The following is a 26,463-nucleotide window of genomic DNA, read 5'->3' on the forward strand; positions in this document are numbered from 1 at the left end:
CGGCGCTAAAAATCTCCATCACCCCTTACAATGCGACCGGCATCACGTCATGGAGAAACGATCGCATTAATTTTGTCCTTCTTGGAAACAATGTTCAATGTTCCTGATTTCCACCATATCGAATGCCGATATTCGATATAGTATTTCATTCCGCTCAAACAATCCTCAACAATATAATATGAGCTTAAGCCATTTTGATAATTCCTCTCGATCGGCCCTAACAGTATCTCGACATCTCTATATTGATCCATCAGTCCATCCAAAATCGAAAGATATTGTTTTTCCAATTTTTTCGGAAAGTACTCCTCGATCTTGTACATCCGGATGTACTCCATTCGCTTCCAATATGTTTCGCAATGAGTCTGCTGATCGATACGAAGAAGCAGGTTTCCAAGTATTCGCCTATCTATATAATAATGATCACACAAAGAACCGATAGCTCTTTTATATCGAATGATGTCTTCTATTTCAGCAACATGCTCTCGGGGTTCAAACCTGTCACAAGCAACACACGCCAACAAGCCGACAGTTGCCATAACAATTCTTCGCCAATTCATAATGCCTGCTTCAAGGTGATCATTTTTCCGATTCTCTCAAACAGATAGCCATAAGCTCTAATCCGAGCCGACACTTGTTTTGCCGGAAGAGGCCGCCCATCTTTTCTTCGATACAAATTCCTTCGGTTGATTTCTTCGGCAAGTTCCTGGGGTGTTTTTGCCCCTTCCTGTAAAACAACAGCAATAGCCTCATGCAATGTCAACATGATAAAATCTTTTTGAATGCGTACTGCCAACTCCTCGCAGTATTTTATAAAAGAAAGTGTGGAGTCGTTCGTTTATCTGGCAATAGGCATTTGGCGTGGCCCGAATACAAATAAACAATACCCCACACCGAATAGCGCCTATCAAACGACAGGCCTCTATACACGGTGATGAGTGTCTGTATTGCTTTCCCTGTATTCGTAAAATCGCCAAATTTTATTGCCAAGGATCAGCGAAACACTTTCACTAAACTCAATATGTCACTACCCCCATGGATAGTGAGACAAAGTTACGAAATAGTTTTCAATATACAAGACAGCATTGAACATTAAACCCCAACATCCGAACCATAAAGCCCCCGCCGGGCGAGGGTCCGGGGGCAGGTCCGGCCTGCGGACGGCACCGAAGGCAGCGGGCAACTGCGGCGGGCAACTGCGGCGGAGCGCAGAAAAGCGGCATGAAATGGAAAACTCTTTCATTTTATCACTACCTTTGCCGCATGGATTTCAATCTCGTATCGGACTACGCCCCGATGGGCGACCAGCCGGAGGCCATCGCACAGCTCGTCGGCGCGATCCGCCACGGTTCGAAGCACAACACGCTGCTGGGCGTCACGGGCTCGGGCAAGACCTTCACGGTGGCCAACGTCATCGCCGAGCTGAAGCGTCCGACGCTGGTGCTGAGCCACAACAAGACCCTCGCGGCGCAGCTCTACGGCGAATTCAAGAACTTCTTTCCCGAGAACGCCGTCGAGTACTTCGTCTCCTACTACGACTACTACCAGCCGGAAGCCTACCTCCCGTCGACGGACACCTACATCGAGAAGGACCTCTCGATCAATGCCGACATCGAGAAGATGCGTCTGCAAACCGTCGCCACGCTCCTCTCGGGGCGGCGCGACGTGATTGTCGTCTCGAGCGTCTCGTGCCTCTACGGCTGCGGCAACCCGGCCGACTTCCACGCCACGGCCATCACCGTGAAGGTCGGGCAGGTGGTCAGCTACAAGCACTTCCTCTACAAGCTCGTCGAGGCGCTCTACACGCGCACCGAGCGCGACCTCGAGCCGGCGACCTTCCGCGTCAACGGCGACACGGTCGACATCATGGCGGCCTTCGGCGAGTTCGGCAGCCAGTGCTTCCGCGTGATGTTCTTCGACAACGAAATCGAGGCGATTCAGATCATCGACCCCGTGACCGGGCAGCGCATCTCGTCGCTCGACACGCTGACAATCTACCCCACCAACCTCTTCGTCACGACCAAGGAGCGCATCCACGCCGCCGTGCAGCAAATCTACCTCGACCTGGGCAAGCAGATCGAGCTGTTCGAGCGCGAGGGGCGCATGACCGAGGCGCAGCGCATCAAGCAGCGCGTGGAGTACGACCTGGAGATGATCAAGGAGCTGGGCTACTGCCCCGGCATCGAAAACTACTCGCGCTACTTCGACGGACGGGCCGCCGGGACGCGCCCCTTCTGCCTGATCGACTACTTCCCGAAGGACTACCTGCTCGTCGTCGACGAGAGCCACGTGACCCTGCCGCAGGTGCACGCCATGTACGGCGGCGACCGGGCCCGCAAGGAGAACCTCGTCGAGTACGGCTTCCGCCTCCCGGCCGCAAAGGACAACCGCCCGCTGACCTTCGCCGAGTTCGAACAGCTGCAGGGCACGTCGGTCTACGTGAGCGCCACGCCCGCCGACTGGGAGCTGATGAAGAGCGAGGGCGTGGTCGTCGAGCAGCTGATCCGCCCCACGGGGCTTGTGGACCCGCCGCTGGAGGTGCGCGTGACGGTCAACCAGATTGACAACCTGATCGAGGAGATTGACAAGCGCGTGAAGCACGACGACAAGGTGCTCGTCACGACCATCACCAAGCGCATGGCCGAGGAACTGTCGAAATATTTCGACCGCGTGGGGGTGCGCAACCGCTACATCCACTCGGATGTCGACACGCTCGAGCGCATCCAAATTCTCGAGGACCTGCGCGCCGGGCTCTTCGACGTGCTCGTGGGCGTGAATCTGCTGCGCGAGGGGCTCGACCTCCCGGAGGTGGCCCTCGTGGCGATTCTCGACGCCGACAAGGAGGGCTTCCTGCGCAACGTGCGCTCGCTCACGCAGATCGCCGGACGTGCCGCACGCCACTCGCAGGGCAACGTGATTCTCTACGCCGACACCTGCACCGAGTCGATGCGCTACGCCATCGAGCAGAGCAACCGCCGCCGCGAAATCCAGGTGCGCTACAACATGGAGCACGGCATGCTGCCGCGCCGCGCCCAGAAGAGCGGCACGGGGCAGAGCACCCTGCTGGCGGGCCGCACCGAAGCCCCGGCCGACATCACGGCCTACCCCATCGTCGAGGAGCACTACGCCGTGGCGGCCGACGTGGCAAAGGGATACCGCGCATCCGGCGGCTCCGGCACCCGCACGGCGGCTTCGTCCGCCGCGGCCGGCACCGGGCCGGGCGAGAACCTCGATGCCCTGATTGCACGGGCCCGCGAGGATATGGAACGGGCAGCCAAGTCGCTGAACTTCCTCGCCGCGGCGAAGTTCCGCGACCGGATGTACGAATTGCAGAAACTCAAGGAGGAGAACCGCCGGTAATACGCGGCTGCCCGCCTCCCGCTTCGCCCCCCCCCAAAAAAACGCAAACGACTTACACGGATTCCATACCATGAAACGCTGCAAGATCACCATTCTGAAACGGACGCTCCAGGAGGAGCTCGCCCGGGAATATGCCGGACCGGGATTCACCCGCTGCCCGATGATGCGCGAAGGTCAGGTATTCTATGCCGACTACGCCAAACCCGAAGGCTTCTGCGACGAAGCCTGGAAAGCCATCTACCAATATGTGTTCGCCCTCTCGCACGGAGCCGGGACATTCTACTACGGAGACTGGATCACGAAGGAGGGGGTGGCCATCTGCTCCTGCAACGACGGGCTGCGCCCCGTCATCATGAAGATCGAACGGACGGACGAAGAGTCGGAGATCGACTACGAGCCGATTCCCTGACGGCACCGCACACCGCACAGACTCTCCGGGCGCTCCTTCGATGGTGCGCCCGGAACCGTTTTCGGACGGGGTCCGCCGATCGGATGAAGGGAGACCCACAGGCCGGATGAAGGGAGACCCACAGGCCGGCGGGAGTTGCTACGCCCTGTCGGCGTGGCGGAAGGTGAAATACTTGGCGGCGAGGTAGCTGTAGACGGTCGTCGCCAGCGTGGTGACCACCTTGGCGGGCGTGGGCCAGAGACCGCACAGCTCGACAAAGAATTTCATGCCCACGTAGGTCAGCACGATGGAGCCGACGATCGAGAGCAGGTAGCGCAGCAGCTGCGCATGCGTCCGCACGGGGGAGTTGCGGAAGGCAACGTTGCGGTTGAGCCAGAATCCGCAGAAAAAGGTGAAGGGGAAGACGAGCAGCATCGCCGCGATGTGGGGCGAGAGCACCACCACGCCCAGGTCGAAGAAGCGGTACGCGACGACGTAGTTGTAGATCAGGAAGTAGCACACGGGGTCGAACGCCAGGTAGGTCAGGCAGCCGCAGACGGCGTAGCGGAAGGTCTGACGGGACATCAGCGCGGCGACGGGCGGCAGGTAGAACCGGTCTATCAGGCGGATGATCCCTTCGGCGAGCGACATCATCGGGCGGTATAGGTCCACATGCCGGGGAAGGTCTCCGCATGGGCACGGATAAAGAGCGTGCAGGCCTCGGCATCCTCCGACTCGAAGGGCGAGACCATGAACTTCGCGCCGAAGCGGTAGACACCGCAACGGAACGAACCGTCCGTCTCGAGTGCAAGCCGGGCGGCCCGGGCGGCATTCTCGGGCGTGCTGTAGACACCCAGCACCACGTAGCGGCGGCCGGAGACCAGACGTGCCGGTTCAGCGGCCACATTCGCCGACGGCGCAGGACGGTCGGAAGCGGCGGCAGCCTCCCGGCCGGTCGAAGCGGACGGCGTCGCATGGGCCGAACCGCCCGCGGCATCGGCAGCAGAGCCATCGGCAGCAGCACCGGCAACCGCCTCGCCGGCGTCGTTTGCAGCAACATCGGCGTCGGCCGGCGCGTCGGCGGTGGAGAGCCCCTCCGTCGCAACGGGCGCTGCCGCAACCAGCGTCACGGGCTCCGCCGCGGCGTCGTGCCGGTTGTCCAGCCACCAGTAGGCCGTGAAGGCCACCACGAAGACGATGGCGGCAATGCCCATCCACATCACCCCGTCGAAACGGCGCGGACGATGGATGCGCACGGGGGTGTGTCCCTGGGGATTGATCCGGCGGTCGAACGCCTCATCGGGGGTAAAGTGCTTGAATTTCAGCACACCCACCCCTTCGATCGTCAGCACGTCGTCCTGCCGCGTGCGCATCAGCCAGCGGTCGTAGATATCCTGCGCCTGGGCCGCGACCTGTTCCCCGCCCGCCTGCGGTCCTTCGGCCGGGGCCGAAGCCCGGAGCACCCGGGCGATCTCGTCCACGAGCGACACGCCGCGCTGCTGCGACGTGAAGACCACCTCGCGCGAGGGCGGCTCGACAAGCCGTGCCGAGAGCCGCTTCGCCCCGTGGAAACGGACGCACAACGACCCCACGCCGGGCAGGTACAGTTCCCCGCCCGCCGCCAGCAAGTTGCCCGCCAGGCGGTTCACCTGATCGACCATCGGATATTGTGTCATTGTTATTTCTTCTTTTTGGGATGCACGGCCGTCGGCTGCGCCGCCGGTTTCACCGATGCGGGCTCAACTTCCGAACGGGAGAATCCCCGGTAAATCATGTAGAAGCCCAGCACGATGAAGGGAATGCTGAGCCACTGCCCCATGTCGAGCGCCCAGCCCTGCTCGAAGGCCTCCTGCTCGACCTTGATGAACTCGATGAGAAAACGCGTCAGGAAGACGCCGATGAGCCCGATGCCGAAGAGCACGCCGGGACGACGCCGCGCCATGTCACGCCCGTAGTAGAGCCAGCAGAGGACCGCGAAGGTCAGCAGGTAGCACAACGCCTCGTATATCTGCGTGGGATGTACGGGGTCCGGAGCGAAGCGGCGAATCCAAAGGCCCGAGCGCACAAATTCGAAGCCCCACGGCAGGGTCGTTGCCGTGCCGAAAATCTCCGAGTTGAAGAGGTTGCCCAGCCGCACGACGGCGCCGCCGATACCCACGGCAATCATGATGCGGTCGAGCGACCAGATATAGGGCAGGCGGTTGCGCCGCGAGAAGAGCCACAGCCCGATGAGCAGGCCGACGGCGGCGCCGTGGCTTGCCAGTCCGCCGTCGCGGAATCCCGTGATGATGGTCCACGGCTGCCGCAGGTACTCCATCGGGTCGTAGAAGAGACAGTGTCCGAGGCGGGCGCCGATAATCGTGGCCAGCGTGCCGTAGATGAAAATCGACTCCGAAACCGACGACGGCAGTCCCTCGCGCCTGACGAAGTTGTCGAAGAGTTTGGCGCCGATCAGGATGGCCAGCGCCCACATCACGCCGTAGTAGCGGATGTCGAACGAACCGATGGAGAAGAAGACGGGATCGAAATCCCAGACGATACTCAGAGGTTGCAGCATTTATTCAACGGGATTTCGGGTTATTTCATGTCCTGGAGGTTCACCTTCTTGAGCGTGAACGAGAAGGTGCTGCCCACGCCCGGTTCGCTGCGGACGGTAATCCGTTCGCCGTGGGCCTCGATGATGTGCTTGACGATGGCCAGGCCGAGGCCCGTGCCGCCCTGCTCGCGCGAGCGGCCCTTGTCCGTGCGGTAGAAGCGCTCGAAGACACGCGGCAGGTCCTCCTTGCCGATGCCCAGGCCGTTGTCCTCGACCTCGACGAGAATCCGGTCGAGCATGTCGCGGAAGTGGACGCGCGTCTGCCCGCCCTCCTTGCCGTAGCGGATCGAGTTGATGATGAGGTTGACGAAGACCTGGCCGATGTAGTGCTTGTCGGCCAGCACCCAGAAGGGCGACGGCAGGTTCTCCGCCCCCTTGACCGTGATGCGGATGTGCTTCTTGTCGGCCTCGATCTCGGCCTGCTCGGCAATCTCCTTGGCCAGTGCCACGATGTCGAACTTCTCCATGTCGAGCTTGTTCATGCTGCTCTCCAGCTTCGAGATCGTATCGAGGTCGTTGACGATGTTGATCAGGCGGTCGATGCTCTTCTCGGCCCGCTCGAGGTACTTGCGGTTGATGAGCTCGTCCTCCAGCCCGCCGTCGAGCAGCGTCGAGATGTAGCCCTGGATGTTGAAGATCGGCGTCTTGAGCTCGTGCGCCACGTTGCCCAGATACTGCTTGCGGAAGCGCTCGGCCTCCTTCAGCCGCGCGATCTCCTTGTCGTTGGTGTCGGCCCAGGCGGTGAGCTCCTCGCCGATATTCTCCACACGCTTGTCCTTCAATTCGGAGAGAATCTCCGTCGTGTGCACGTCGCGCGAGAGGACGATCGAATAGATCGGCTTGAGCTTGTAGGCCACGTACTTGCGGATGATGAAGAGCGCCACGAGCGCCACAATGCAGAATGTGCCCAGCAGCACGCCCGCCACGGCGAGCCAGCGCAGCTCCGCCCCGCGCAGGTGCAGTCCGAGGAAGACCCCGGCCACGATCAGCGTCGCGAGCAGGGCGATCCACAGCGACGCGCCTTCCTTGGTTTTGATCCGTATCATAGGCTCCTTATTTCATGTATTGCTGCATCAGACGGGCGATGTACTTTCCGACGATGTCGAACTCGAGATTCACGACCGAGCCCACGTCGATCCGGCTGAAGTTGGTATGTTCGAACGTATAGGGGATGATGGCCACGCGGAACGACGTCGGCGTCGAGTCGCAGACCGTGAGGCTCACGCCGTTGACCGTCACCGAACCCTTCTCCACGGTGCAGAGGCCGTCGCCCTGCGGCTCGTACTCGAACTTGAAGTACCAGCTGCCGTCGGCATCCTCCTTTTCGGTGCAGCGGGCCGTCTGGTCGACATGTCCCTGCACGATGTGGCCGTCGAGCAGCGCATCGGGCTTCATCGAGCGCTCCAGGTTGACCAGGTCGCCCACCTGCAGCAGCCCGAGGTTGCTGCGGTCGAGCGTCTCCTTCATGGCCGTGACCGTGTAGGTGTCCTCCCTGATGTCCACGACGGTCAGGCAGACGCCGTTGTGCGCGATGCTCTGGTCGATCTTCAGCTCGCTGCAGAAGTCCGCACGCAGTGTAAAATCCTTGTTCTGACGGTCCGTATGGATCGAAACCACTTCGCCCATGCGTTCCACGATACCTGAAAACATACTCCTTACGTATTAACGATCAATTTACCCTTTACCTTGTACACCGAGACGATGTCGCTGACATCCACCACGATATCATCGAAATTGTCCCGATCTCCGGCCACCAGGCGGAGTTTGCCCTCCGCGTCGCCGGTGCGTACTTTGCGCAAAGTTACAATTTTTCGGCAGACAATCACATATTCCGCCCCGGGAATTATTGCATCCCGGTCCACGGCCTTGAGCAGCACGACCGTGCCCGGAGGCACCGTCTCGCCCATCGCCCGGCCCGAATAGCGCATGGCGAAGTCGCATTCGCCCACGGGGGGCACGACCAGATTGCTCTCGGCCTCGAGCTGCTCGAGCTGCTGGATGCCCTGTTCGACGTCGATGTTGTAATAGGGTATCTGCACGCCGCGCACCTTCGTGCCCGAGAACATCTGCCCCTCGCCCGTCAGCAGCCAGAGTTTGTCCACCTGCGGGAATTTGGCGACGATACGGTCCGCAACATCGAGCGAAATGCCGTTGTTGCCGCGCTTGATCTGGTAGAGATTCTCCCCCCGCGCAAGACCGATATGCCGAGCAAAATAGTTGGTCGACATATTCGCCCACTTGATCACCGCCTCGATTCTTTGCCAATTATTCTGCTTTTCCCGCATTTTTTGTTGTATTTAGAAAAATTTTTTGCATCTTTGCACGTCCGGTCCCGTAGTTCAATGGATAGAATACAAGATTCCGGTTCTTACGATATGGGTTCGATTCCCGTCGGGACTACTCTCACAAGTGCGAAGAATCCTTCGCACTTGTGTTTTTTTAGTGCAGAAACTCCCGCTCCGGCCTCTCCTTCCCACACCGCACCAATCGACAAAATTAATAACAAAATTCTATTAGGCAATGAAAAACAGCATTTTTGATTGCCTGTGAGTTTTTTTTCGGCAGATGCCGGGAATCGGCACACACCGCATGCAAGTTCGGGAAAGCAATCGGGAAGGGACGCACGGAGAACCCGGCGGGCCGTCAGAAGGAGAAACGCATGCCCAGCCGGAAGGTCAGGGTCAGCGGATTTTCGGTACGCTCGGTCTCCAGTTCCGTCCGCGTGAAATAGTACGACAGTTCGGGTTCGAAATAGAGGCCGACCGTGCGGCCGAAACGGTATTCCGCGCCCGCGACACCGAACGCCGACCACTGCACGCCGTTTTCCGTTACAACTTTCGAACCGAACTTTGCGTAGAGGCATTTTTCAACCATGCCGCCCGCACCTATATATAATGAGAAGTGGCCCCGGCGGAGAAACTGCCAGTTCATGCGCAGCGGCACGCCGAGCATGTGCAGCTGCTGCGAAATATCATCCGACGCGAACGGCGTATGCACGTCCGAACGCAGCAGGGTGTAGACCAGTCCGCTCTCGACCGAGAGCCCGTGACGGAACTCCCGGCGCACGGTAAGGCCGAAACCGATGGGCTGGTGGTGGCGGAAGGAGCATTCGTCGTAATAGTCAAGCTCCTTCAACGGGTTGATCTCATAGGCATTGCTGCCCGGCAGGGAATTCCCGGCATCGCTCGCCACGAGCGGGTCCGAAACGGCCCGGCCCGTATTGCCTGCCGCGAACCGGCCCGCCGCGAAGAGCCCGACCGATGTTTTCCGCCGTGCCTCCCCGAAGGCAACCGGGACAACTGATGTTTCGGTATCGGCATCGGCGGCAAGCGTCTGCCCGCGCCGCGCCCGACCGACCGCCGCACGGGTGCGGCTGTCGGCAGCGTCATCCGCCCGGCGCGGCTCCTGCTCCGACGCAGCCTGCGACGCCGGAGTCTGTGCTCCGGGCATGGAGGATGCCGGCGACGGAGCCTGCCGTTGCGAATCCGACGAAGCGGAAGAGGCGCCGTCCGACGGGCATACGGTTTTTCGGGGGATCGGGTCTGCCGCAGGCTGCGGCGTTTCGGCCCGGTCGGACAGCGACACTCCATCATTCCGCAATCGTTCGGGTAGAGGCCGTGCGTTGTGCTCCGCCATGCGGCCGGTCCGGGAAAGGTTCTCCTCTCCGGAGATTCGGGCCGCAACGGCGGGAGAATCCTCCGGACGCATCTCCGCGGAAGAGTCGCCGCCGACTGCCGTCATCAGAACAAGCCCATCATCTCCCATTTCATCGGCCTTGTGCCACAGCAGTTCTCCTGCCACGACACAGACCAGAACGACAGCGGCAACGGCGACAACCCGCGGCCAATATGCACGTTTCACGGGACGGTCCGTGATCTTCCGGACAGAAGCCTCCCCGCGGGCGCTCCCGGCCCGCGAAGCGGCCAGCTCCCGCTGCAACCGCTCCCAGCCGTGCGGCGGAGGCGTCACTTCGGCATCGCGGAGTTCGCTCCGCATCACGTCGATCCAATCCTTTTCCCGTGTCATAATCCTTCACTCTTCATATACTCCCGAATCCGGCGGGAAAGCATCGCCCGCGCCCTGAAAAGTTGCGACGATGAGCTTTTCTCGTTGATCCCCAGCATCTCGGCAATCTCCCGATGGGAGTACTCCTCGATGCAGTAGAGGTTGAATACCGTGCGGTAACCGTCGGGCAGCTCGGCGACGAAACGCATCAGCACGTCGCGCGGTATGCAGGACACCTCCTCCGCGGCGGGCTCCCCGGCCTGTTCCTGCACGCGCCCCTCGTCGAGCGTCATGCACGCAAGGCGGTTGCGGCTGCGGAGCCATTCGAGCGCCACGTTCACCGTGATGCGCTCCATCCAGGCGCGCAGCGACCCCGGCCCCCGGTAGACGAAGCGGTCGAACGCCCCGTAAATCTTGAGGAACGCATCGTGCAGGAGGTCCTCGGCCGTAGAGCGGTCGCCCGCATAGCGGAGACAGATACCGAGCAGGCGCCCCGCAAAGCGGTCGTACAGCTCACGCCGGGCCGTATCGTCTCCCGTTCTGCACCCGTCGGCCAGTATCCGTTCATCCATCTGCATCTTCGAAGTCATCCTATAAACGGGGCCGCAACCGGAATACTGCACGGTCCCGAATTTTTTTTGCTCGCCGCGCAGTATTTCCGCCGGCAACTCGTTTAAGGGGGTGAAAGGTAACACAAAACACGGAAATATGAAAAAACTCGGTTTGTTATTTGTTCCGGTGCTGGCTGCGGCCCTCCTCTGCTCGTGCAACGACGACGACGGAGACTACCCGCGCTACACCCCGCTGATCACCACCGTGCGCACGATCGACGAGAGCGGCAGCGACTACTACTTCCAGCGCGACAACGGCCAGACGCTCTATCCGAGCGACAAGAGCCGCGTCCCGACCTACCGGGCCACGGACCGCCAGCGCGCCGTCATCTGGTTCAACCTGCTGCAGGGCATCCAGGGCTACGACTACAACATCGCCCTCTACGCCATCCAGGAGATCTACACCGGCACCTCGGAGGTCGTCGACGATCCGGCCCGCCTCGAAGAGCTCGGCGACAGCCCCACGAGCATCACACCCGCCTACTGCAACATGAGCGACGAGTGGCTCACGCTCTACGTCGGATACCCCGTCATCGACAACACGAAGCACGACTTCACGCTCATCGTCAACAACGTCGACGAACCGGAGGAGAGCAACGAGGGCTACCTCGACGTCGAACTGCGCCACAGCGCCGGGGGCGACCTGACGGGCTACACGCAGTGGTACTACGTCTCGTTCGACCTCACGCCGATCGCCGCACGGCTCGAAGGCAAGCAGGGCGTGACGCTGAAGATCAAGACCCAGCAGAACGGCACCAAGTACCTGCGCATCGACCGGCAGACAGCAACCGACACGGGGCGGTAATCCGTCCGCCGGCAGGCAGGCGAGCGGCCCGCACCTCCGTGCGGGCCGTTTTTTTGCACCTGCGGCGCGGCAGACGGACGGGAACGGCGGATTTTCACGCGAAAACTCCACGCCGCATGCCGGGCGCTTGTAAATTTGGCGCCGAAAGCCTAATTTTGGGAGACCAAACCGACCCTGCCCGATGAAAGAAACCCTCACCGCAGCCATGACGCTGCTGCTCGCCTGCACCCTCGCGGGCGCCCCGGCCCGCGCGGCCGGCCCCGACAACGGCACGATCTACCGCGACGGATGGATCGACTTCAACAAGAACGGCCGCATGGACCCCTACGAAGACCCGGCATGCGACCTCGACGAACGGGTCGAAGACCTGCTCTCGCAGATGACCCTCGAAGAGAAGAGCTGCCAGCTCGCGACGCTCTACGGCTTCGGGCGCGTGCTGCAGGATTCGCTGCCCACGGAGCGCTGGCGGGAGGAGGTCTGGCGCGACGGCATCGCCAACATCGACGAGATGCTCAACGGCGTGGGGCGCGGGCTGCAGCGCGCACCGGAACTGATCCTCGACTATGCCCGCCACGTCGAGGCGCTGAACACCGTGCAGCGGTGGTTCGTCGAACAGACGCGGCTGGGCATCCCCGCGGAGTTCACCAACGAGGGCATCCACGGGCTGAACCACAGCCGCGCCACGCCGCTGCCCGCACCGATCGCCATCGGCTCGACCTGGAACCGCGACCTGGTGCGGCAGGCGGGCGAGATCGTCGGACACGAGGCCCGCGTGCTGGGCTACCGCAACGTCTACGCCCCGATCCTGGATATCGTGCGCGATCCCCGCTGGGGCCGCACGCTGGAGTGTTACGGCGAAGACCCCTACCTGGTTGCCGAGCTGGGCATCCGGATGGTCGAGGGCATCCAGTCGCAGGGCATCGCCTCGACGCTCAAGCACTTCGCCGCATACAGCATCCCGAAGGGCGGGCGCGACGGGCACGTGCGCACCGATCCGCACGTCACCCCCCGCGAGCTGCACGAGCTGCTGCTCTACCCCTTCCGGCGGGTCATCCGCGAGGCCCGGCCGATGGGCGTCATGAGCAGCTACAACGACTGGAACGGCGAACCCGTGACGGCCAGCCGCTACTTCCTCACCGAACTGCTGCGCGAAGAGTACGGATTCGACGGCTACGTCGTCAGCGACAGCCAGGCCGTGGAGTTCGTCTGCACGAAGCACCAGGTGGCTCCGGATTACGACGACGCCGTGCGGCAGGTCCTCGAAGCGGGCCTCAACGTCCGCACGCACTTCACGCCCCCGGCCGACTTCATCCTCCCGGTGCGGCGGCTCGTGCGCGAGGGCAAACTCTCCGAGGAGCTCCTCGACCAACGGGTCCGCGAGGTCCTGCGCGTGAAATTCCGCCTCGGGCTCTTCGACAACCCCTATGTCGACGATCCGCAGGAGGCCGTGCGCACGGCCGGGGCCGACAAGCACCGCGACTTCATCCGCGACATGGCGCGGCAGTCGCTCGTGCTGCTGCGCAACGAGGGGAACACCCTGCCGCTCAACCGGAAAAAGGTCCGGCGCATCCTCGTCGCGGGGCCGCTGGCCGACGAGGCGAATTTCATGACGAGCCGTTACGGCCCGAACTGCCTGCCCGCCACGACCGTACTCGAGGGTGTCCGCCGCCTGGCCGGAACGGACATCCGGGTCGAATACAGCAAGGGCTGCGAGGTGGTCGATGCCGGATGGCCCGACTCGGAGCTGACCTCGCCGCCGCTGACGAAGCAGGAGCGGCGGATGATCGCCGAGGCGGCCGCCCGGGCACGCCGTGCCGATGTCGTCATCGCGGTGCTCGGCGAGGACGAGCTGCGCACGGGCGAGAGCCGCTCGCGCACGTCGCTCGCCCTGCCCGGACGGCAGCAACAGCTGCTCGAAGCGCTCCACGCCACGGGAACACCCGTCGTGCTGGTGCTCGTCAACGGGCAGCCGCTGACGGTCAACTGGGCCGACCGCAACGTCGCGGCGATCCTCGAGAGCTGGTTCCCGTCGCCCGACGGCGGCAACGCCATTGCCGAGGCGCTCTTCGGCGACTGCAACCCCGGGGGCAAGCTGCCGGTGACCTTTCCCAAGAGCGTCGGGCAGATCGAACTGAACTTCCCCTTCAAGAAGGGATCGCAGGGCGGCCAGCCCAAGAGCGGGCCCAACGGACAGGGCGAGACGCGCGTGCTGGGGGCGCTCTACCCCTTCGGCCACGGGTTGAGCTATACGACCTTCGCCTATTCGAACCTGCGGATCACCCCCGCACAGGGCCATGCACAGGAGAGCTTCACCGTCACGTGCGACATCACCAACACGGGGCCGCGCACGGGTGACGAGGTCGTGCAGCTCTACATCCGCGACCGCGTGTCGAGCGTCGTGACCTACGACAGCGTGCTACGGGGCTTCGAGCGGCTGACGCTCACCCCGGGCGAGATGCGCAGCGTCACCTTCCGGCTGGGACCCGCGGACCTGGAGATTCTCGACCGCAACATGCACCGGACGGTCGAGCCGGGCGAGTTCGAAATCCGCATCGGGGCCTCGAGCGAGGATATCCGCCTGACCGGAGAGCTCCGCGTGCTGTAGCACGCCCCCCGCCGGAGCACGGGACACACGGGACATAAAAAGACCCCGGGCCGCACAAAAGTGCAGCCCGGGGTCTTCGCACCCGCGGCGAGGCGTCCTACTTGAGGTATTCGCGGAAGAAAGCGACGATCCGGTCGTAGGGAATCACGCCGGCCCGGTTGTCGTAGAGGTCCACGTGACTGGCGCCGGGAATGATGAGCAGCTCCTTGTTATCGCCCCGCAGCCGCTTGAAGGCATCCTCGCTGAAGTAGCGCGAATGGGCCTTCTCGCCGTGGATCACCAGCACGGCGCTGCGGATTTCGTCGCTGTAGGCCAACAGCGGCATGTTGAAGAACGACAGCGCCGAAGTACAGTTCCACCCTTCGTTCGAATTGAGCGACCGCTCGTGGTAGCCGCGCAGCGTCTTGTAATAGTCGTAGTAGTCGCGGACGAACTGCGGCGCATCGTCGGGCAGCGGGTCGACCACGCCGCCGGCGCGTGCAAAAGTACCGCTCTGCGCATCGCGCGTGCGCTGCGCATTGAGTTCGCGGCGCAACGCCTGGCGGCCGTCGGCATCCAGCGCGTCGAAATAGCCGTTGGCGGTCACGCGGCTCATGTCGTACATCGTCGAGGTCACCGTCGCCTTGATGCGCGTATCGACGGCCGCCGCGTTGAGTGCCATGCCGCCCCAGCCGCAGATGCCCAGAATGCCGATGCGCTCGGGATCGGTCTCACCGCATGTCACGAGAAAATCCACCGCCGCGCAGAAATCCTCCGTATTGATGTCGGGCGAGGCGACATAACGGGGCTCGCCGCCGCTCTCGCCCGTATAGGAGGGATCGAACGCAATCGTCAGAAAGCCCCGCTCGGCCAGCGTCTGGGCATAAAGCCCCGACACCTGCTCCTTCACGGCACCGAAAGGCCCGCCCACGGCAATGGCCGCCAGCGGTTCCGCAGCGCCTGCGGGTTTGTAGAGATCGGACGCCAGCGTGATGCCGTAGCGGTTGCGGAAGGTCACCTTGCGGTGTTCGACCCGGTCACTCTGCGGGAAGACCTTGTCCCAGCGGGTCGTCAGTTCCAGTTTTTCCATATTCATGTCGTTTTGCGGTTTGGTTTGTGCGTTCACGCAGGTCGCACCGGAGAGGCCGGACAGCAGCGCTCCCAGCACGAAAATCAGACTGAAATTCAACTTTACACTTTTCATAGTTACAAAAACATTACGATTCAATATTCAAACCGGATATTCGGATACAATCGTGAGTTGAAATAAAAAATTTCATTACAGATTGTAACCGAAATTACCAAAATGTCGTTTTTTCTCCACTCATCAACACCCTGCACGCCCGTTCCGCGGACCGCCCACCTCCGTATCGGAACCGGGCAACCGAAGCCCCGATTTCCGGACATGCAGACATATATTTGCTGTATTACAACGCATTATATATTTGCAAAAACAGTCATATCCCGCCCGGTGAGGTCTCCGGGCATCTCCGTCTCAAAAAAATATTTCAAATTATTACAAAAAAATTTACAAAACTGGCTGCATTATGAAATAATATGTTTACATTTGTACATACGGTTCTTGCAAAAAACCTCGATATTTCTCTTCGGAACAGTATCCGGAGGATCTATCCGGAACCGAATAAATACAAACAGATTTATTCATTCATTTCCTAACTTTAATTTTTTTGCGTATGAAAAGACTCTACATTGCTTTCTTCCTGGGTCTGGCCATGATGGTAACCGGATGTGACAAGGACTCCGATTCCGACAACTCGGGAGATGTTGCCGTAACGGGCATAAACGTATCGCCAAGCCCCCTTACCCTCGCCGTGGGCGAGGCACAGCCTCTGACGGTCGAGGTGCTGCCGGCCGATGCAAGCGACAAGAGCTATACCTGGTCGATGGATAAGGAGGGCGTGGTTCTCGTCGAGAACAACATCGTAACGGCGCTGTCGGCCGGTGAAGTCATCCTGACGGCCACCACGACGGACGGCGGCTACACCGCATCGTGTCTGGTAACCGTTGCTGCAGACTACGACGTCACGCTGAATGCATCGATCGTCAGCGCAACCTATTACGGACAGGAGTTCAGCAACGGCAGCGAAGAGAATTACTACATGGTATTCTCCGATCTGGGATTCGACAGTCAGGGTTACGCCATAGAGAACGGCCACTACTACATCGTCGACCTCTTCTCCGACGTGGCTCCCAGCGACCTGAACAACATCACGATCCCGGAAGGCACCTACACGCTCGGCGCTTATGCCGAAACGGCTGCCGGCACCTTCACGAGCGACTATTCGCAGTACTATGACTATACCGCTTCGGGCTATAACGCCTACTTCACGGAGGGTACCGTCACGATCTCCTACTCGGGCAGCAATCTGGTTGTCGACGCCAACTTTGTCGATGAGTTGGGCAACTCCCACCACCTGACCTACAACGGTCCGTGCGTGGTATCGGATGCAACTTCGAGCGGCGGAGACTATGAGGATATCACCTTCGTTGCCGACGACTGCTATGCAGACTACTACGGCGATCAGTTCAGTGTGGGAGGTGAGCAGAACTACTACGTCATTCTCTCCGACCTGGGATTCGACGCCGAGGGATATGCTTACGAAGGCGGCCACTACTACATTCTGGACATCTTCTCGGACGTAGCACCCACCGATCTGAGCAACATCGTTATTCCCGAAGGGACCTATACGCTCGGAGAGTCCGGACTTACCGAAGCCGGAACCTTCACCTCGGATTACTCCTCTTACCAGGACTACGTGGAGATGATGGAGTATCCGTTTGCAGCCGGCGAGGTAGTCGTGACCCACGAGGGTAGCAACACGAAATTCGAGTGCGTCATCGTAGACGTGGTAGGCCGCACGCACACCGTAACCTACAACGGTCCGTGCAACGTCGGCGATGCAAGCCAGATGAGCGTACCGTTCGGCACGGACAGCAAGGTCATCAAGCAAGTCAAGAGCAAGTCGATGAAGAAGATGATGACGGCAAGACGATAAGCCGGATTCCTCATCGAAATATTGACAACACGAGAAAGAACGTTTTATGTCTCCGACGGGGCGGCTACGGCCGCCCCGTCTTTTTTATGCGGCCGGCCCGAAAGGTGGCGGGCAGCACCGGAACCGGGAGCCGAAACGGCAGGACCGCGGGTCCGGCAATTCGGATGGGCCGACGGGTCCGGCAATTCGGCGGAACACGGAAACGCGCCGGGTCAGCGCATCGGGTCGATGGGACGGATCACCCGGGCCGGATTGCCCGCGACAATCATCCCGTCGGGCACGTCGCGCGTCACGACCGACCCGGCCCCGACAATGGCGTGCTCACCGACGGTCACGCCCGGCAGGATCAACGCCCCGGCGCCGATCCAGGCGTTGCGCCGCAGGCGCACGGGACGCGTATAGACGTTGTGGCGCCGCCCGGGATTCTCGGGATGGTTCTCCGTAAGCAGCTGCACGCCCGGGCCGATGAAGACATCGTCCTCGATGGTGATGCCGCCGCGGTCGAGGAACGTGCATCCGAAATTGATGAAGACCCCCGGCCTACGCGGGTAAACCGGCCGAAGGCCGTATGGAAGGGCGGGAACATCCGCACCGACGCATCGAGCGGCTGCCCCCAGATGCGTTCGAGCAGGGCCCGCACCCCGTCGGCCGTATGATAGCCCGTATTGAGTTCGCCCACCAGGCGCATCGTCTCCTCGAAGAGCCGGTACAGCGCCGGATAATCGGGGTCCGTTTCGAGGATCAGCTCCCCGGCGCGCATGCGTTCCAGAATGTCCTTCATGATTCCACGGTTTGTTTCACAATGCAAAATTAGGGACGGGAGGCGGTCCGGCAGGTAGACGGATTCCGGGAAAAACAACCCGTTTTACGGTTTTTCGGCCCGCCGGCCGGGAATCCGCCCGGAGCACGCCACACAAACGGCCTTTCGCACGAGATTTTGCCCCGGCGGAGGGCGAATCCCCCGAAAAAGCGTTATCTTTGCAACATGTCTATCATCCGCAACACAGAAAGCGACCTCGATTTCGAGAACAAGATCCGCCCGCAGGAGCTGGAAACCTTCTCCGGACAGGACAAGATCGTCGAGAACCTCCGCATCTTCATCAAGGCGGCGCTCATGCGCGGCGACTCGCTGGACCACGTGCTGCTGCACGGCCCCCCGGGACTGGGCAAGACGACGCTGGCGAACATCATCGCCAACGAGATGGGCGCGCAGCTGCGCGTGACGTCGGGCCCCGTGCTGGACAAGCCCGGCGACCTGGCCGGCCTGCTCACGAACCTCAACCCGGGCGACGTGCTCTTCATCGACGAGATACACCGTTTGAGTCCCATCGTCGAGGAGTATCTCTACTCTGCAATGGAGGACTACAAGATCGACATTGTCCTCGACAAGGGTCCCTCGGCCCGCTCGATCCAGATCGAGCTGGCGCCCTTCACGCTCATCGGCGCCACGACGCGCAGCGGCCTGCTCACCTCGCCCCTGCGTGCGCGGTTCGGCATCCAGTGCCACCTGGAGTACTACGACGCCGGGGTGCTGGCGCAGATCGTCAAGCGCTCGGCGCGCATTCTGGACGTGCCGATCGACGACGAAGCGGCCCGCGAGGTGGCGCTCCGTTCGCGCGGCACGCCGCGCATCGCCAACGCCCTGCTGCGGCGCGTGAGGGACTTCGCCATGGTCAAGGGCGGCGGGCACATCGACCTGCCGATCACCCGCACGGCCCTCACGGCGCTGAACATCGACTCGCGCGGTCTGGACCGCATGGACAACAAGATTCTCACGACAATCATCGAGAAGTTCAAGGGCGGCCCCGTGGGGCTGAACACCGTGGCCACGGCCGTCGGCGAGGATGCCGGGACAATCGAGGAGGTCTACGAGCCCTTCCTCATCAAGGAGGGATTCCTCAAGCGCACGCCCCGCGGCCGCGAAGCCACCGAACTGGCCTACCGCCATCTGGGCTACACTCCGCCGCACGACGAGGCCTCGCTCTTCTGATCCTCCGGACAGGGACAGACGACACGATTGCGCCCGGGAGGATGCTTCCCGGGCGCAATATTTGCAGCGGCCATCCGTTATCATACAACACCACCAAAAGAGAGAATGAATATGGAGAAAAACGAAAAACTCGACGAGGCTGCGCTGCACTACCACAGCGAAGGACGCCCCGGCAAGATAGGCGTCACGCCGACCAAGCCCCACCATACGCAGCACGACCTGGCACTGGCCTATTCGCCCGGTGTCGCGGCACCGGCGCGCGCCATCGCCCGGACGCCCGGGGACGCCTACCGCTACACGAACCGCGGCAACCTCGTGGCCGTCATCTCGAACGGCACGGCCGTCCTGGGGCTGGGCAACATCGGGGCACTGGCCTCGAAACCCGTCATGGAGGGCAAGAGCATGCTTTTCAAGACCTTTGCGGGGATCGACGCCTTCGACATCGAGATTGACGAGACCGATCCCGAGGCCTTCGTCCGCACGGTGAAGGCCCTGGCCCCGACCTTCGGAGGCATCAACCTCGAGGACATCAAGGCGCCGGAGTGCTTCGAGATCGAAGCGCGGCTGCGCGAGGAGCTGGACATTCCGGTCATGCACGACGACCAGCACGGCACGGCGGTCATCACCTCGGCGGCACTGCTCAACGCCGCGAAGATCGCCGGCAAGGAGCTCGGCCGCCTGCGCGTGGTCATCAACGGCGCCGGAGCCGCGGCGCTGGCCTGCGCACGACTGTTCCTTGTCGTGGGCATCCGGCCCGAGCACCTGATCCTGTGCGACAGCCGGGGCGTCGTCACGACCTACCGCGAAGACCTCAACCCGCAGAAGCGCGCCTTTGCCACCACGCGCCGCATCGCGTCGCTGGCCGAGGCGCTGCACGGTGCCGACGTCTTCCTCGGCGTCTCGAAGGCCGACGTGCTGACGCCCGACATGGTGCGCACGATGGCCGAAAGCCCCATCGTCATGGCGCTGGCCAACCCCGACCCGGAAATCTCCTACCGCGCAGCGATACACGCGCGCCCCGACATCCTCTTCGCCACGGGGCGCTCGGACTATCCGAACCAGGTCAACAACGTACTGGGATTCCCCTACATCTTCCGCGGGGCGCTCGACGTGCGGGCCACGGAGATCAACGACGCCATGAAGCTCGCCGCGGCACACGCCCTGGCCGACCTCGCCCGCGAGGAGGTGCCGCAGAGCGTCCTGCGCGCCTACTGCATCGACACGCTCACGTTCGGCCGCGGGTACTTCATCCCCAAGCCGCTCGACCCGCGGCTGCTGCGCACCGTGGCGCCCGCCGTGGCCCGCGCCGCCATCGAATCGGGCGTCGCAAGGCAGCCCGTCGACGACTGGGAGGCCTATGCCGCGCGGCTCGACACGCTGGTCGGGCTGTAACCGGACCGGCACGGCTCATCAAACGCCTGCGGGCCGCCGGTCGATACCGGCGGCCCGCAGCATTTTGTCCCGCACGGCGCACCCGCCGGCGGCAGACGACCGCATCAGACGAAGAGTGCGGCGAAGGCCTCGGGCGTCAGCGGGCGCACCTCGCAGTCGCCGATACCCACGGGCAGGACGATGCGCAGCATGCCGTCCTCGCTCTTCTTGTCCTTGACGACCTCCCTGAGCAGGAGATTCATCCCGACGGGCGGCGTCAGGTCGAAGCCCAGGCGCGCGAGCAGCGCCCGGATGCGCCCGCGGTCGGCATCCGAAAGCACGCCGAGCCGCACGGCGGCATCGGCAATGAGCGCCGTACCGACAGCCACGGCCTCGCCGTGGTTCATCTTCGACGTGCACTTCTCGATGGCGTGCGCCAGCGTGTGGCCGAGGTTGAGCTTGCGCCGCTCACCCTGCTCGCGCTCGTCGCGCCCGACGATGTCGGCCTTCACGCGGACCGCCGCGGAGATGGCGTCCGAAAGCAGGTCCGTATCGCTGCGCAGCGTCTCGAAGGAGCTCTGCTCGATGCGGGCGAAGAGGTCGGCATCGGCGATGATCGCCGCCTTGACCACCTCGGCCAGTCCGGCGCGGAACTCCCGCCCGGGCAGCGTGCGCAGCAGCGCCGGGTCGCAGATGACGAACTGCGGCTGCGTGAAGGTGCCGGCCATGTTCTTGTAACCGTCGACATTCACGCCGTTCTTGCCCCCGACCGAGGCGTCGACCTGCCCGAGCAGCGTCGTCGAGACGAAGCCGAAGCGCAGGCCGCGCATGTAGGTCGAGGCGGCGAAGCCCGCCACGTCGGTGACGATGCCTCCGCCGACGCCCAGGATGAAGGTCCTGCGGTCGACGCCCAGTTCGATGAAGCGGCGGCAGATCGTCTCGACGGTGCGGAGCGTCTTGTTCCGCTCGCCCGTACCGATGAGCACGCACTCGTAGGGTGCCAGCAGCGCCCCGTAGACCCGGGCGACCGTGGTGTCCGACACGACGACCACACGCCCTTCGGGCAGCGCGCCCGAAAGCAGATCGTCCACCGGACCGATGTATACGGCACTCTGTTCGCGGACGTTGAACGAAGGTTTCATAGCCAGGAGTTTTTTCAAGAAACAAGCAAAAATAGTACATTTTCCGGAGAAATTGCTACCTTTGCAGCACAAAATTCCATTCTGTTTCTATGCAAAAACTGCGCAATATCGCCATTATTGCCCATGTGGACCACGGTAAGACCACTCTCGTAGACAAGATGATTCTGGCAGGGCACATCCTGCGCGACAACGCCAAACCCGCCGGCGAACTCATACTCGACAACAACGACCTCGAACGCGAACGGGGCATCACGATCCTCTCGAAGAACGTTTCGGTCATCTACAAGGATTACAAGATCAACATCATCGACACCCCGGGCCACGCCGACTTCGGCGGCGAGGTCGAGCGCGTGCTGAACATGTGCGACGGCGTGCTGCTGCTCGTCGACGCCTTCGAGGGCACGATGCCCCAGACGCGCTTCGTGCTGCAGAAGGCCCTGGCGCTGGGCAAGAAGCCCATCGTCGTGGTCAACAAGGTCGACAAGCCCAACTGCCGCCCCGAGGTGGTCAACGAGCAGGTCTTCGACCTGATGTTCTCGCTCAACGCCACCGAGGAGCAGCTCGACTACAAGACCATCTACGGCTCGGCCAAGCAGGGCTGGATGTCCCACAAGTGGAACGAGCGCACCGACTCGATCGTCCCGCTGCTCGACACCATCATCGACGAGATTCCCGAGCCGGCCGTGGTCGAGGGCACGCCGCAGATGCTCATCACGTCGCTCGAATACTCCTCCTACACGGGCCGCATCGCCGTGGGCAAGGTCACGCGCGGCACACTGCGCGCCGGACAGAACGTCACGCTGGCCAAGCGCGACGGCGTGACGATGCAGAAGACCAAGATCAAGGAGCTGATGGTCTTCGAGGGCCTCGGCAAGAAGAAGGTCGAGGAGGTGCCGTGCGGCGAGATATGCGCCATTATGGGCATCGAGGGATTCGAGATCGGCGACACGATCTGCGACTACGAAAACCCCGAGCCGCTGCCGCCGATCGCCATCGACGAACCGACGATGTCAATGCTCTTCACGATCAACAACTCGCCCTTCTTCGGCAAGGACGGCAAATACGTCACCTCGCGCCACATCAAGGAGCGCCTGGACCGCGAACTCGAGAAGAACCTCGCGCTGCGCGTGACGCCGGGCCCCTCGGCCGACTCGTTCAACGTCTTCGGCCGCGGCGTGCTGCACCTCTCGGTGCTCATCGAGACGATGCGCCGCGAGGGCTACGAGCTGCAGGTCGGACAGCCCCGCGTCATTGTCAAGGAGATCGACGGCCGGAAGTGCGAGCCGATCGAGGAGATGACCGTCGACTGCCCCGAGGAGCACTCCGGCACGGTGATCGAGATGACGACGCGCCGCAAGGGCACGCTCACGAACATGGAGTCGAACGGCGACCGCGTGCGGCTGGAGTTCACGATCCCGTCGCGCGGCATCATCGGCCTGCGCTCGAACATGCTCACGGCCACGGCCGGCGAGGCGATCATGACGCACCGCCTGAAGGACTTTGAGCCGTGGGTCGGCGAGATCGAGATGCGCACCAACGGTTCGATCATCTCCGGCGAGACCGGCACGGCCTACGCCTACTCGATCGACAAGCTGCAGGACCGCGGGCGCTTCTTCATCAGCCCGATGGACCAGGTCTACGAGGGACAGGTCATCGGCGAGCACACGCGCCAGAACGATATCACGGTGAACGTCACCAAGGCCAAGCAGCTGACCAACATGCGCGCCTCGGGTTCGGACGACAAGGCCGTCATCACGCCGCCGAAGGTCTTTACGCTCGAGGAGGCGCTCGAATACATCAAGGAGGACGAGTACGTCGAGGTGACGCCCCACGCCATGCGGCTGCGCAAAATCCTGCTCCACGAGGTGGACCGCAAGCGCGCCTCGAAATAGCCGTCGCAACGCGACACCGGTAAAAAAGTCCGGACCGACTTGGAGATCGGTCCGGACTTTTTTGTCATGCAGGGCGGCAACGGAACGCCCCGCCGCCGTCACTTGCGCAGCGTGGCGAACGACAGGATGTGCCACGTGATGCCCGCGGCAAGGAGCACCATGCCGGCCTGCGCCCACCACCAGGCGCCGAGCAGCGCGAAGGTGCAGTAGAGCATCGTCGCCCACAGCAGCGTGACGGAGACGACCTTGGCCCGCAGCGGGATGGCCCGTTTTTCGCGGAAGTTGCGGATATATTCGCCCAGCCGCGGATGCGCGAGCAGCCACCCGTAGAGACGCGGTGAGGAGCGCACCCAGAGAGCCGCGGCGAGCAGCAGAAAGGGGGTCGTGGGCAGCAGCGGCACGAAGATGCCGACGATGCCCAGCGCGAAGGCGATGCAGCCCAAAGTGGCAAGAAAAGGTTTCACGGAACAAAATTAGTACAAAATCGGGGCCCGGACGCAATACTGACGTTATTTTTGCGTATCTTTGTCAGAAACGGGGAGCACGGCAGCATGCAGGAAACCCCGGCATCGCAAAACACAGGAAGCACAAAAAAAGGATATCATGAAAAAGATCGGAATCGCCTGCGACCACGCGGGCTATGAAATGAAGGAGTTTCTCGTGGGTTACCTCGGCGCCATGGGCTATGAGGTGCTCGACTTCGGCACGCACTCGCCCGAGAGTGTCGACTACCCCGACTATGCTCATCCGCTGGCCGAGGCCGTCGAGCAGGGCGAGGTGGAGTTCGGCATCGGGCTCTGCGGCTCGGGCGAAGGCATGGCCATGACGCTCAACAAGCACCAGGGCATCCGCGCCGGACTGTGCTGGGATCCCGAGGTCGCCACGCTCATCCGCCGCCACAACAACGCCAACGTCATCGTCTTCCCGGCCCGCTTCATCACCAACGACGAGGCGGTCAAGATGCTCGAAGCCTTCTTCGGCGCCTTGTTCGAGGGCGGACGCCACGAAGCGCGTCTGGCCAAGATGCCCGTACCGTCCAAATAGGTCCGGCCGGAAGGCGGAGAGGGGGGGGGTGCAAAAGTGCCCTCCGGCCCGCTTCGCAGTGAGACAACGCAAGGCAGACAGGAAAGGCGGCAACCGTCGGGTTGCCGCCTTTTTCGTCCCGGGCCGCAAGGGGCCCGACCCGCATGCGAAGAGAAACTACCCGATCGTCTCCCGGTGGAGGAACTCCCCGTCGCGGAGCGGAACCGCCGGATCGGGGTTATCAAAAAGGCCGAAGACGGCCGAGCCGCTGCCCGACATCGAGGCATAGAGCGCCCCGGCACGCAGCAGCCGGTCGCGCACGTCGCGGATCACGGGGTGCGCCGCAAAGACCGACTCCTCGAAGTCGTTGGTCACGACGCCCTGCCACTGCCGCACGGGAAGCCGCAGCCGTTCGGCAAGCGGCACGTCGGGCACCCGGGGCCGCACGCCGGCATAGGCTTCGCGTGTCGAGACCCCCTCGGTGGGCTTCACGACGACGAGCGTCAGCCCCCGCAGGTCGACCGCACAGGGCGTCATCACCTCGCCGCGTCCCGTGCAGAGCTGCGGCGTGTTGCGCACGAAGAAGGCCGTGTCGCTGCCCAGCGCCGCGGCGCAGCCGATAAGCTCCGCTTCCGGAAGCCGCAGGTCGAAGAGCCGGTCGAGGGCCACGATCACCGCCGTACCGTCGGCCGAACCGCCCCCGAGCCCCGCACCGAAGGGGACGCGCTTGTCGAGGCGGATACGGACGCCGTCCACGCCGCAGCGGTCGCGCAGCAGCGCAAAGGCCTTCAGACAGATGTTCTGCTCCGCAGGACAGTCGACCGCAAGGCCCTGCTGCACGAACTCCGCGCCGGCGGCTCCGGTGCGCGTCACCTCCACTTCGTCATAGAGTTCCCGGACGGGAAACATCACCGTCTCGAGGTCGTGGTAGCCGTCCGCCCGGCGGCGCAGGATGTCCAGACCAAGATTTATTTTGCAGTTTGCTTTCAGGATCATGCCGTAAAGATAAGAATTTTCTAATTTTGCCGTATGAAATTCCGCACCGAAATCGACATCGCGCCCCTGCGCACCCGCATCGGCTACGAAAACCGCACGCTCGCCCTCGGCTCGTGCTTCGCCGAACAGATCGGCGACCGTCTCGCCCGCGCGAAGTTCCACGTCACGGTCAACCCCACGGGCATCCTCTTCAATCCGCTCTCGATCGCCGCGGCACTGCGCGACTACCCGACACCGGTCGGCCGCGACGAGCTGCACTGCGACGGCGGGCGGTGGTTCCACTACGGCTTCCACGGCGACTTCGCGGCACGGACAGCCGACGAGGCGCTGCAGCGGATGAACGCCGCCCGACGAGCGGGCGCCGAAGCGCTTGCCGCGGCCGACCGCGTGGTGCTGACGCTCGGCACGGCATGGGTCTACGAGCGCGGCGGGGAGGTGGTCGCCAACTGCCACCGCCAGCCTGCCGCGGAGTTCGTGCGGCGGCGCCTGACGGTCGAAGAGGTCACCGAGGCCCTTGCCGCGGCGATCGAGGGGCCGCTCGCCGGGCGGGAGGTCATCCTCACGGTCAGCCCCGTGCGGCACCTCGGCGACGGCCTGGCGGGCAATGCCGTGAGCAAGGCGACGCTGCGGCTCGCCGCCGGGCAACTCACGGAGCGTTATGCCTGCGTGAGCTACTTCCCGGCCTA

At 62.6% G+C, this 26,463-nt stretch carries 25 protein-coding genes and 1 tRNA gene; 11 read left to right on the plus strand and 15 right to left on the minus strand.

Translation table 11 applies throughout. The annotated features are described in order from the left end of the window. Window positions 1-47: 47 nt before the first annotated feature. Window positions 48-557, minus strand: a complete 510-nt coding sequence (locus Q1Y33_RS07580; protein WP_300799141.1) for a hypothetical protein — start codon at window positions 555-557, stop codon at window positions 48-50. Beyond that, window positions 554-793 carry a hypothetical protein gene (locus Q1Y33_RS07585; RefSeq protein WP_300799142.1) on the minus strand — a complete coding sequence of 80 codons (240 nt, stop codon included), beginning with the start codon at window positions 791-793 and terminating at the stop codon, window positions 554-556. The genes Q1Y33_RS07580 and Q1Y33_RS07585 overlap by 4 nt, the downstream gene beginning before the upstream one ends. A 467-nt stretch (window positions 794-1,260) precedes the next feature. Here Q1Y33_RS07585 and uvrB point away from each other — a divergent pair, with 467 nt between their 5' ends. Both uvrB and Q1Y33_RS07595 read left to right on the plus strand, forming a co-directional pair. Next, window positions 1,261-3,357, plus strand: coding sequence for an excinuclease ABC subunit UvrB (gene uvrB / locus Q1Y33_RS07590; RefSeq protein ID WP_300799143.1), 2,097 nt, complete (start codon window positions 1,261-1,263; stop codon window positions 3,355-3,357). A 70-nt stretch (window positions 3,358-3,427) separates the two neighbouring features. After that, window positions 3,428-3,766, plus strand: coding sequence for a TIGR04076 family protein (locus tag Q1Y33_RS07595; protein ID WP_300799144.1), 339 nt, complete (start codon window positions 3,428-3,430; stop codon window positions 3,764-3,766). Window positions 3,767-3,904: 138 nt separating this feature from the next. Here the strand turns inward: Q1Y33_RS07595 and Q1Y33_RS07600 are convergent, their stop codons facing one another. Genes Q1Y33_RS07600 through Q1Y33_RS07625 form a run of 6 tightly spaced genes read right to left on the minus strand, consistent with a single transcriptional unit; the run spans window position 3,905 to window position 8,626 of the window. Further along, window positions 3,905-4,396: a GtrA family protein gene (locus Q1Y33_RS07600; protein WP_300799166.1), complete on the minus strand. Its 492-nt coding sequence runs from the start codon at window positions 4,394-4,396 to the stop codon at window positions 3,905-3,907. After that, complete coding sequence (locus Q1Y33_RS07605) at window positions 4,396-5,421, minus strand: hypothetical protein (RefSeq protein WP_300799145.1); 1,026 nt, start codon at window positions 5,419-5,421, stop codon at window positions 4,396-4,398. The genes Q1Y33_RS07600 and Q1Y33_RS07605 overlap by 1 nt, the downstream gene beginning before the upstream one ends. A gap of 2 nt (window positions 5,422-5,423) precedes the next feature. Then, on the minus strand, window positions 5,424-6,302 hold the full coding sequence (gene lgt / locus Q1Y33_RS07610; RefSeq protein WP_300799146.1) for a prolipoprotein diacylglyceryl transferase: 879 nt from the start codon (window positions 6,300-6,302) through the stop codon (window positions 5,424-5,426). A gap of 20 nt (window positions 6,303-6,322) precedes the next feature. Continuing rightward, the gene (locus Q1Y33_RS07615) at window positions 6,323-7,387 is read right to left on the minus strand and encodes an ATP-binding protein (RefSeq protein ID WP_300799147.1); all 1,065 of its coding nucleotides are present in this window, start codon (window positions 7,385-7,387) and stop codon (window positions 6,323-6,325) included. A gap of 7 nt (window positions 7,388-7,394) precedes the next feature. Beyond that, window positions 7,395-7,991, minus strand: a complete 597-nt coding sequence (locus Q1Y33_RS07620; protein ID WP_300799148.1) for a riboflavin synthase — start codon at window positions 7,989-7,991, stop codon at window positions 7,395-7,397. Window positions 7,992-7,996: 5 nt separating this feature from the next. Next, window positions 7,997-8,626 (minus strand): S24 family peptidase, encoded by a 630-nt coding sequence (locus Q1Y33_RS07625; RefSeq protein ID WP_363322805.1) that lies wholly within the window; start codon window positions 8,624-8,626, stop codon window positions 7,997-7,999. A gap of 43 nt (window positions 8,627-8,669) precedes the next feature. On the opposite strand from Q1Y33_RS07625, the gene Q1Y33_RS07630 reads away from it, so the two are divergent. After that, window positions 8,670-8,741, plus strand: a tRNA-Arg gene (locus Q1Y33_RS07630). A gap of 243 nt (window positions 8,742-8,984) precedes the next feature. On the opposite strand, the gene Q1Y33_RS07635 is transcribed toward Q1Y33_RS07630, so the two are convergent. Beyond that, window positions 8,985-10,367, minus strand: a complete 1,383-nt coding sequence (locus Q1Y33_RS07635; RefSeq protein WP_300799150.1) for a hypothetical protein — start codon at window positions 10,365-10,367, stop codon at window positions 8,985-8,987. After that, complete coding sequence (locus Q1Y33_RS07640) at window positions 10,364-10,918, minus strand: sigma-70 family RNA polymerase sigma factor (protein ID WP_300799151.1); 555 nt, start codon at window positions 10,916-10,918, stop codon at window positions 10,364-10,366. The genes Q1Y33_RS07635 and Q1Y33_RS07640 overlap by 4 nt, the downstream gene beginning before the upstream one ends. Window positions 10,919-11,054: 136 nt before the next feature. On the opposite strand from Q1Y33_RS07640, the gene Q1Y33_RS07645 reads away from it, so the two are divergent. Beyond that, window positions 11,055-11,762: a NigD-like C-terminal domain-containing protein gene (locus Q1Y33_RS07645; protein ID WP_300799152.1), complete on the plus strand. Its 708-nt coding sequence runs from the start codon at window positions 11,055-11,057 to the stop codon at window positions 11,760-11,762. Between the two features lie 181 nt (window positions 11,763-11,943). Next, on the plus strand, window positions 11,944-14,367 hold the full coding sequence (locus Q1Y33_RS07650; protein WP_300799153.1) for a glycoside hydrolase family 3 N-terminal domain-containing protein: 2,424 nt from the start codon (window positions 11,944-11,946) through the stop codon (window positions 14,365-14,367). 97 nt (window positions 14,368-14,464) lie between these two features. Here Q1Y33_RS07650 and Q1Y33_RS07655 read toward each other — a convergent pair whose 3' ends face one another. Beyond that, on the minus strand, window positions 14,465-15,442 hold the full coding sequence (locus Q1Y33_RS07655; protein WP_300799154.1) for an alpha/beta hydrolase: 978 nt from the start codon (window positions 15,440-15,442) through the stop codon (window positions 14,465-14,467). Between the two features lie 598 nt (window positions 15,443-16,040). On the opposite strand from Q1Y33_RS07655, the gene Q1Y33_RS07660 reads away from it, so the two are divergent. Next, window positions 16,041-17,363, plus strand: coding sequence for an Ig-like domain-containing protein (locus Q1Y33_RS07660; RefSeq protein ID WP_300799155.1), 1,323 nt, complete (start codon window positions 16,041-16,043; stop codon window positions 17,361-17,363). Window positions 17,364-17,575: 212 nt separating this feature from the next. On the opposite strand, the gene Q1Y33_RS07665 is transcribed toward Q1Y33_RS07660, so the two are convergent. Next, window positions 17,576-17,818: a DapH/DapD/GlmU-related protein gene (locus Q1Y33_RS07665; RefSeq protein ID WP_300799156.1), complete on the minus strand. Its 243-nt coding sequence runs from the start codon at window positions 17,816-17,818 to the stop codon at window positions 17,576-17,578. A gap of 530 nt (window positions 17,819-18,348) precedes the next feature. On the opposite strand from Q1Y33_RS07665, the gene ruvB reads away from it, so the two are divergent. Together ruvB and Q1Y33_RS07675 are read left to right on the plus strand one after the other, a co-directional pair. Continuing rightward, window positions 18,349-19,353 carry a Holliday junction branch migration DNA helicase RuvB gene (gene ruvB, locus Q1Y33_RS07670; RefSeq protein WP_300799157.1) on the plus strand — a complete coding sequence of 335 codons (1,005 nt, stop codon included), beginning with the start codon at window positions 18,349-18,351 and terminating at the stop codon, window positions 19,351-19,353. Between the two features lie 111 nt (window positions 19,354-19,464). Next, window positions 19,465-20,745, plus strand: coding sequence for a malic enzyme-like NAD(P)-binding protein (locus Q1Y33_RS07675; protein WP_300799158.1), 1,281 nt, complete (start codon window positions 19,465-19,467; stop codon window positions 20,743-20,745). Window positions 20,746-20,849: 104 nt separating this feature from the next. Here the strand turns inward: Q1Y33_RS07675 and aroB are convergent, their stop codons facing one another. After that, a complete protein-coding gene (gene aroB, locus Q1Y33_RS07680; RefSeq protein WP_300799159.1) occupies window positions 20,850-21,866 on the minus strand; it encodes a 3-dehydroquinate synthase in 1,017 nt (338 codons plus the stop codon). A gap of 89 nt (window positions 21,867-21,955) precedes the next feature. Here aroB and typA point away from each other — a divergent pair, with 89 nt between their 5' ends. Next, a complete protein-coding gene (typA, locus tag Q1Y33_RS07685) occupies window positions 21,956-23,758 on the plus strand; it encodes a translational GTPase TypA (protein ID WP_300799160.1) in 1,803 nt (600 codons plus the stop codon). 98 nt (window positions 23,759-23,856) lie between these two features. Here the strand turns inward: typA and Q1Y33_RS07690 are convergent, their stop codons facing one another. Continuing rightward, window positions 23,857-24,222 carry a YbaN family protein gene (locus Q1Y33_RS07690; protein ID WP_300799161.1) on the minus strand — a complete coding sequence of 122 codons (366 nt, stop codon included), beginning with the start codon at window positions 24,220-24,222 and terminating at the stop codon, window positions 23,857-23,859. Window positions 24,223-24,361: 139 nt separating this feature from the next. Between Q1Y33_RS07690 and rpiB the strand changes: the two genes are divergently transcribed. Beyond that, the gene (rpiB, locus tag Q1Y33_RS07695; protein WP_300799162.1) at window positions 24,362-24,802 is read left to right on the plus strand and encodes a ribose 5-phosphate isomerase B; all 441 of its coding nucleotides are present in this window, start codon (window positions 24,362-24,364) and stop codon (window positions 24,800-24,802) included. Between the two features lie 156 nt (window positions 24,803-24,958). Here the strand turns inward: rpiB and ispE are convergent, their stop codons facing one another. Beyond that, on the minus strand, window positions 24,959-25,777 hold the full coding sequence (gene ispE, locus Q1Y33_RS07700; RefSeq protein WP_300799163.1) for a 4-(cytidine 5'-diphospho)-2-C-methyl-D-erythritol kinase: 819 nt from the start codon (window positions 25,775-25,777) through the stop codon (window positions 24,959-24,961). A 33-nt stretch (window positions 25,778-25,810) separates the two neighbouring features. Here ispE and Q1Y33_RS07705 point away from each other — a divergent pair. Beyond that, a partial coding sequence (locus Q1Y33_RS07705; RefSeq protein ID WP_300799164.1) for a GSCFA domain-containing protein occupies window positions 25,811-26,463 on the plus strand: 653 nt, incomplete at its 3' end.

It is taken from the genome of uncultured Alistipes sp., assembly GCF_949296715.1.
Taxonomy (GTDB): Bacteria; Bacteroidota; Bacteroidia; order Bacteroidales; family Rikenellaceae; genus Alistipes.

Bases quoted from the DNA above. Each gene is read 5' to 3' on its own strand.
- uvrB (WP_300799143.1), top strand. From the start codon at position 1,261: ATGGATTTCAATCTCGTATCGGACTACGCCCCGATGGGCGACCAGCCG.
- typA (WP_300799160.1), top strand. From the start codon at position 21,956: ATGCAAAAACTGCGCAATATCGCCATTATTGCCCATGTGGACCACGGT.
- lgt (WP_300799146.1), bottom strand. From the start codon at position 6,302: ATGCTGCAACCTCTGAGTATCGTCTGGGATTTCGATCCCGTCTTCTTC.
- Q1Y33_RS07635 (WP_300799150.1), bottom strand. From the start codon at position 10,367: ATGACACGGGAAAAGGATTGGATCGACGTGATGCGGAGCGAACTCCGC.
- aroB (WP_300799159.1), bottom strand. From the start codon at position 21,866: ATGAAACCTTCGTTCAACGTCCGCGAACAGAGTGCCGTATACATCGGT.
- Q1Y33_RS07645 (WP_300799152.1), top strand. From the start codon at position 11,055: ATGAAAAAACTCGGTTTGTTATTTGTTCCGGTGCTGGCTGCGGCCCTC.
- Q1Y33_RS07580 (WP_300799141.1), bottom strand. From the start codon at position 557: ATGAATTGGCGAAGAATTGTTATGGCAACTGTCGGCTTGTTGGCGTGT.
- Q1Y33_RS07620 (WP_300799148.1), bottom strand. From the start codon at position 7,991: ATGTTTTCAGGTATCGTGGAACGCATGGGCGAAGTGGTTTCGATCCAT.
- Q1Y33_RS07625 (WP_363322805.1), bottom strand. From the start codon at position 8,626: ATGCGGGAAAAGCAGAATAATTGGCAAAGAATCGAGGCGGTGATCAAG.
- Q1Y33_RS07675 (WP_300799158.1), top strand. From the start codon at position 19,465: ATGGAGAAAAACGAAAAACTCGACGAGGCTGCGCTGCACTACCACAGC.
- Q1Y33_RS07655 (WP_300799154.1), bottom strand. From the start codon at position 15,442: ATGAATATGGAAAAACTGGAACTGACGACCCGCTGGGACAAGGTCTTC.
- ispE (WP_300799163.1), bottom strand. From the start codon at position 25,777: ATGATCCTGAAAGCAAACTGCAAAATAAATCTTGGTCTGGACATCCTG.
- Q1Y33_RS07595 (WP_300799144.1), top strand. From the start codon at position 3,428: ATGAAACGCTGCAAGATCACCATTCTGAAACGGACGCTCCAGGAGGAG.
- Q1Y33_RS07640 (WP_300799151.1), bottom strand. From the start codon at position 10,918: ATGGATGAACGGATACTGGCCGACGGGTGCAGAACGGGAGACGATACG.
- ruvB (WP_300799157.1), top strand. From the start codon at position 18,349: ATGTCTATCATCCGCAACACAGAAAGCGACCTCGATTTCGAGAACAAG.
- Q1Y33_RS07605 (WP_300799145.1), bottom strand. From the start codon at position 5,421: ATGACACAATATCCGATGGTCGATCAGGTGAACCGCCTGGCGGGCAAC.
- Q1Y33_RS07650 (WP_300799153.1), top strand. From the start codon at position 11,944: ATGAAAGAAACCCTCACCGCAGCCATGACGCTGCTGCTCGCCTGCACC.
- rpiB (WP_300799162.1), top strand. From the start codon at position 24,362: ATGAAAAAGATCGGAATCGCCTGCGACCACGCGGGCTATGAAATGAAG.
- Q1Y33_RS07615 (WP_300799147.1), bottom strand. From the start codon at position 7,387: ATGATACGGATCAAAACCAAGGAAGGCGCGTCGCTGTGGATCGCCCTG.
- Q1Y33_RS07600 (WP_300799166.1), bottom strand. From the start codon at position 4,396: ATGTCGCTCGCCGAAGGGATCATCCGCCTGATAGACCGGTTCTACCTG.
- Q1Y33_RS07660 (WP_300799155.1), top strand. From the start codon at position 16,041: ATGAAAAGACTCTACATTGCTTTCTTCCTGGGTCTGGCCATGATGGTA.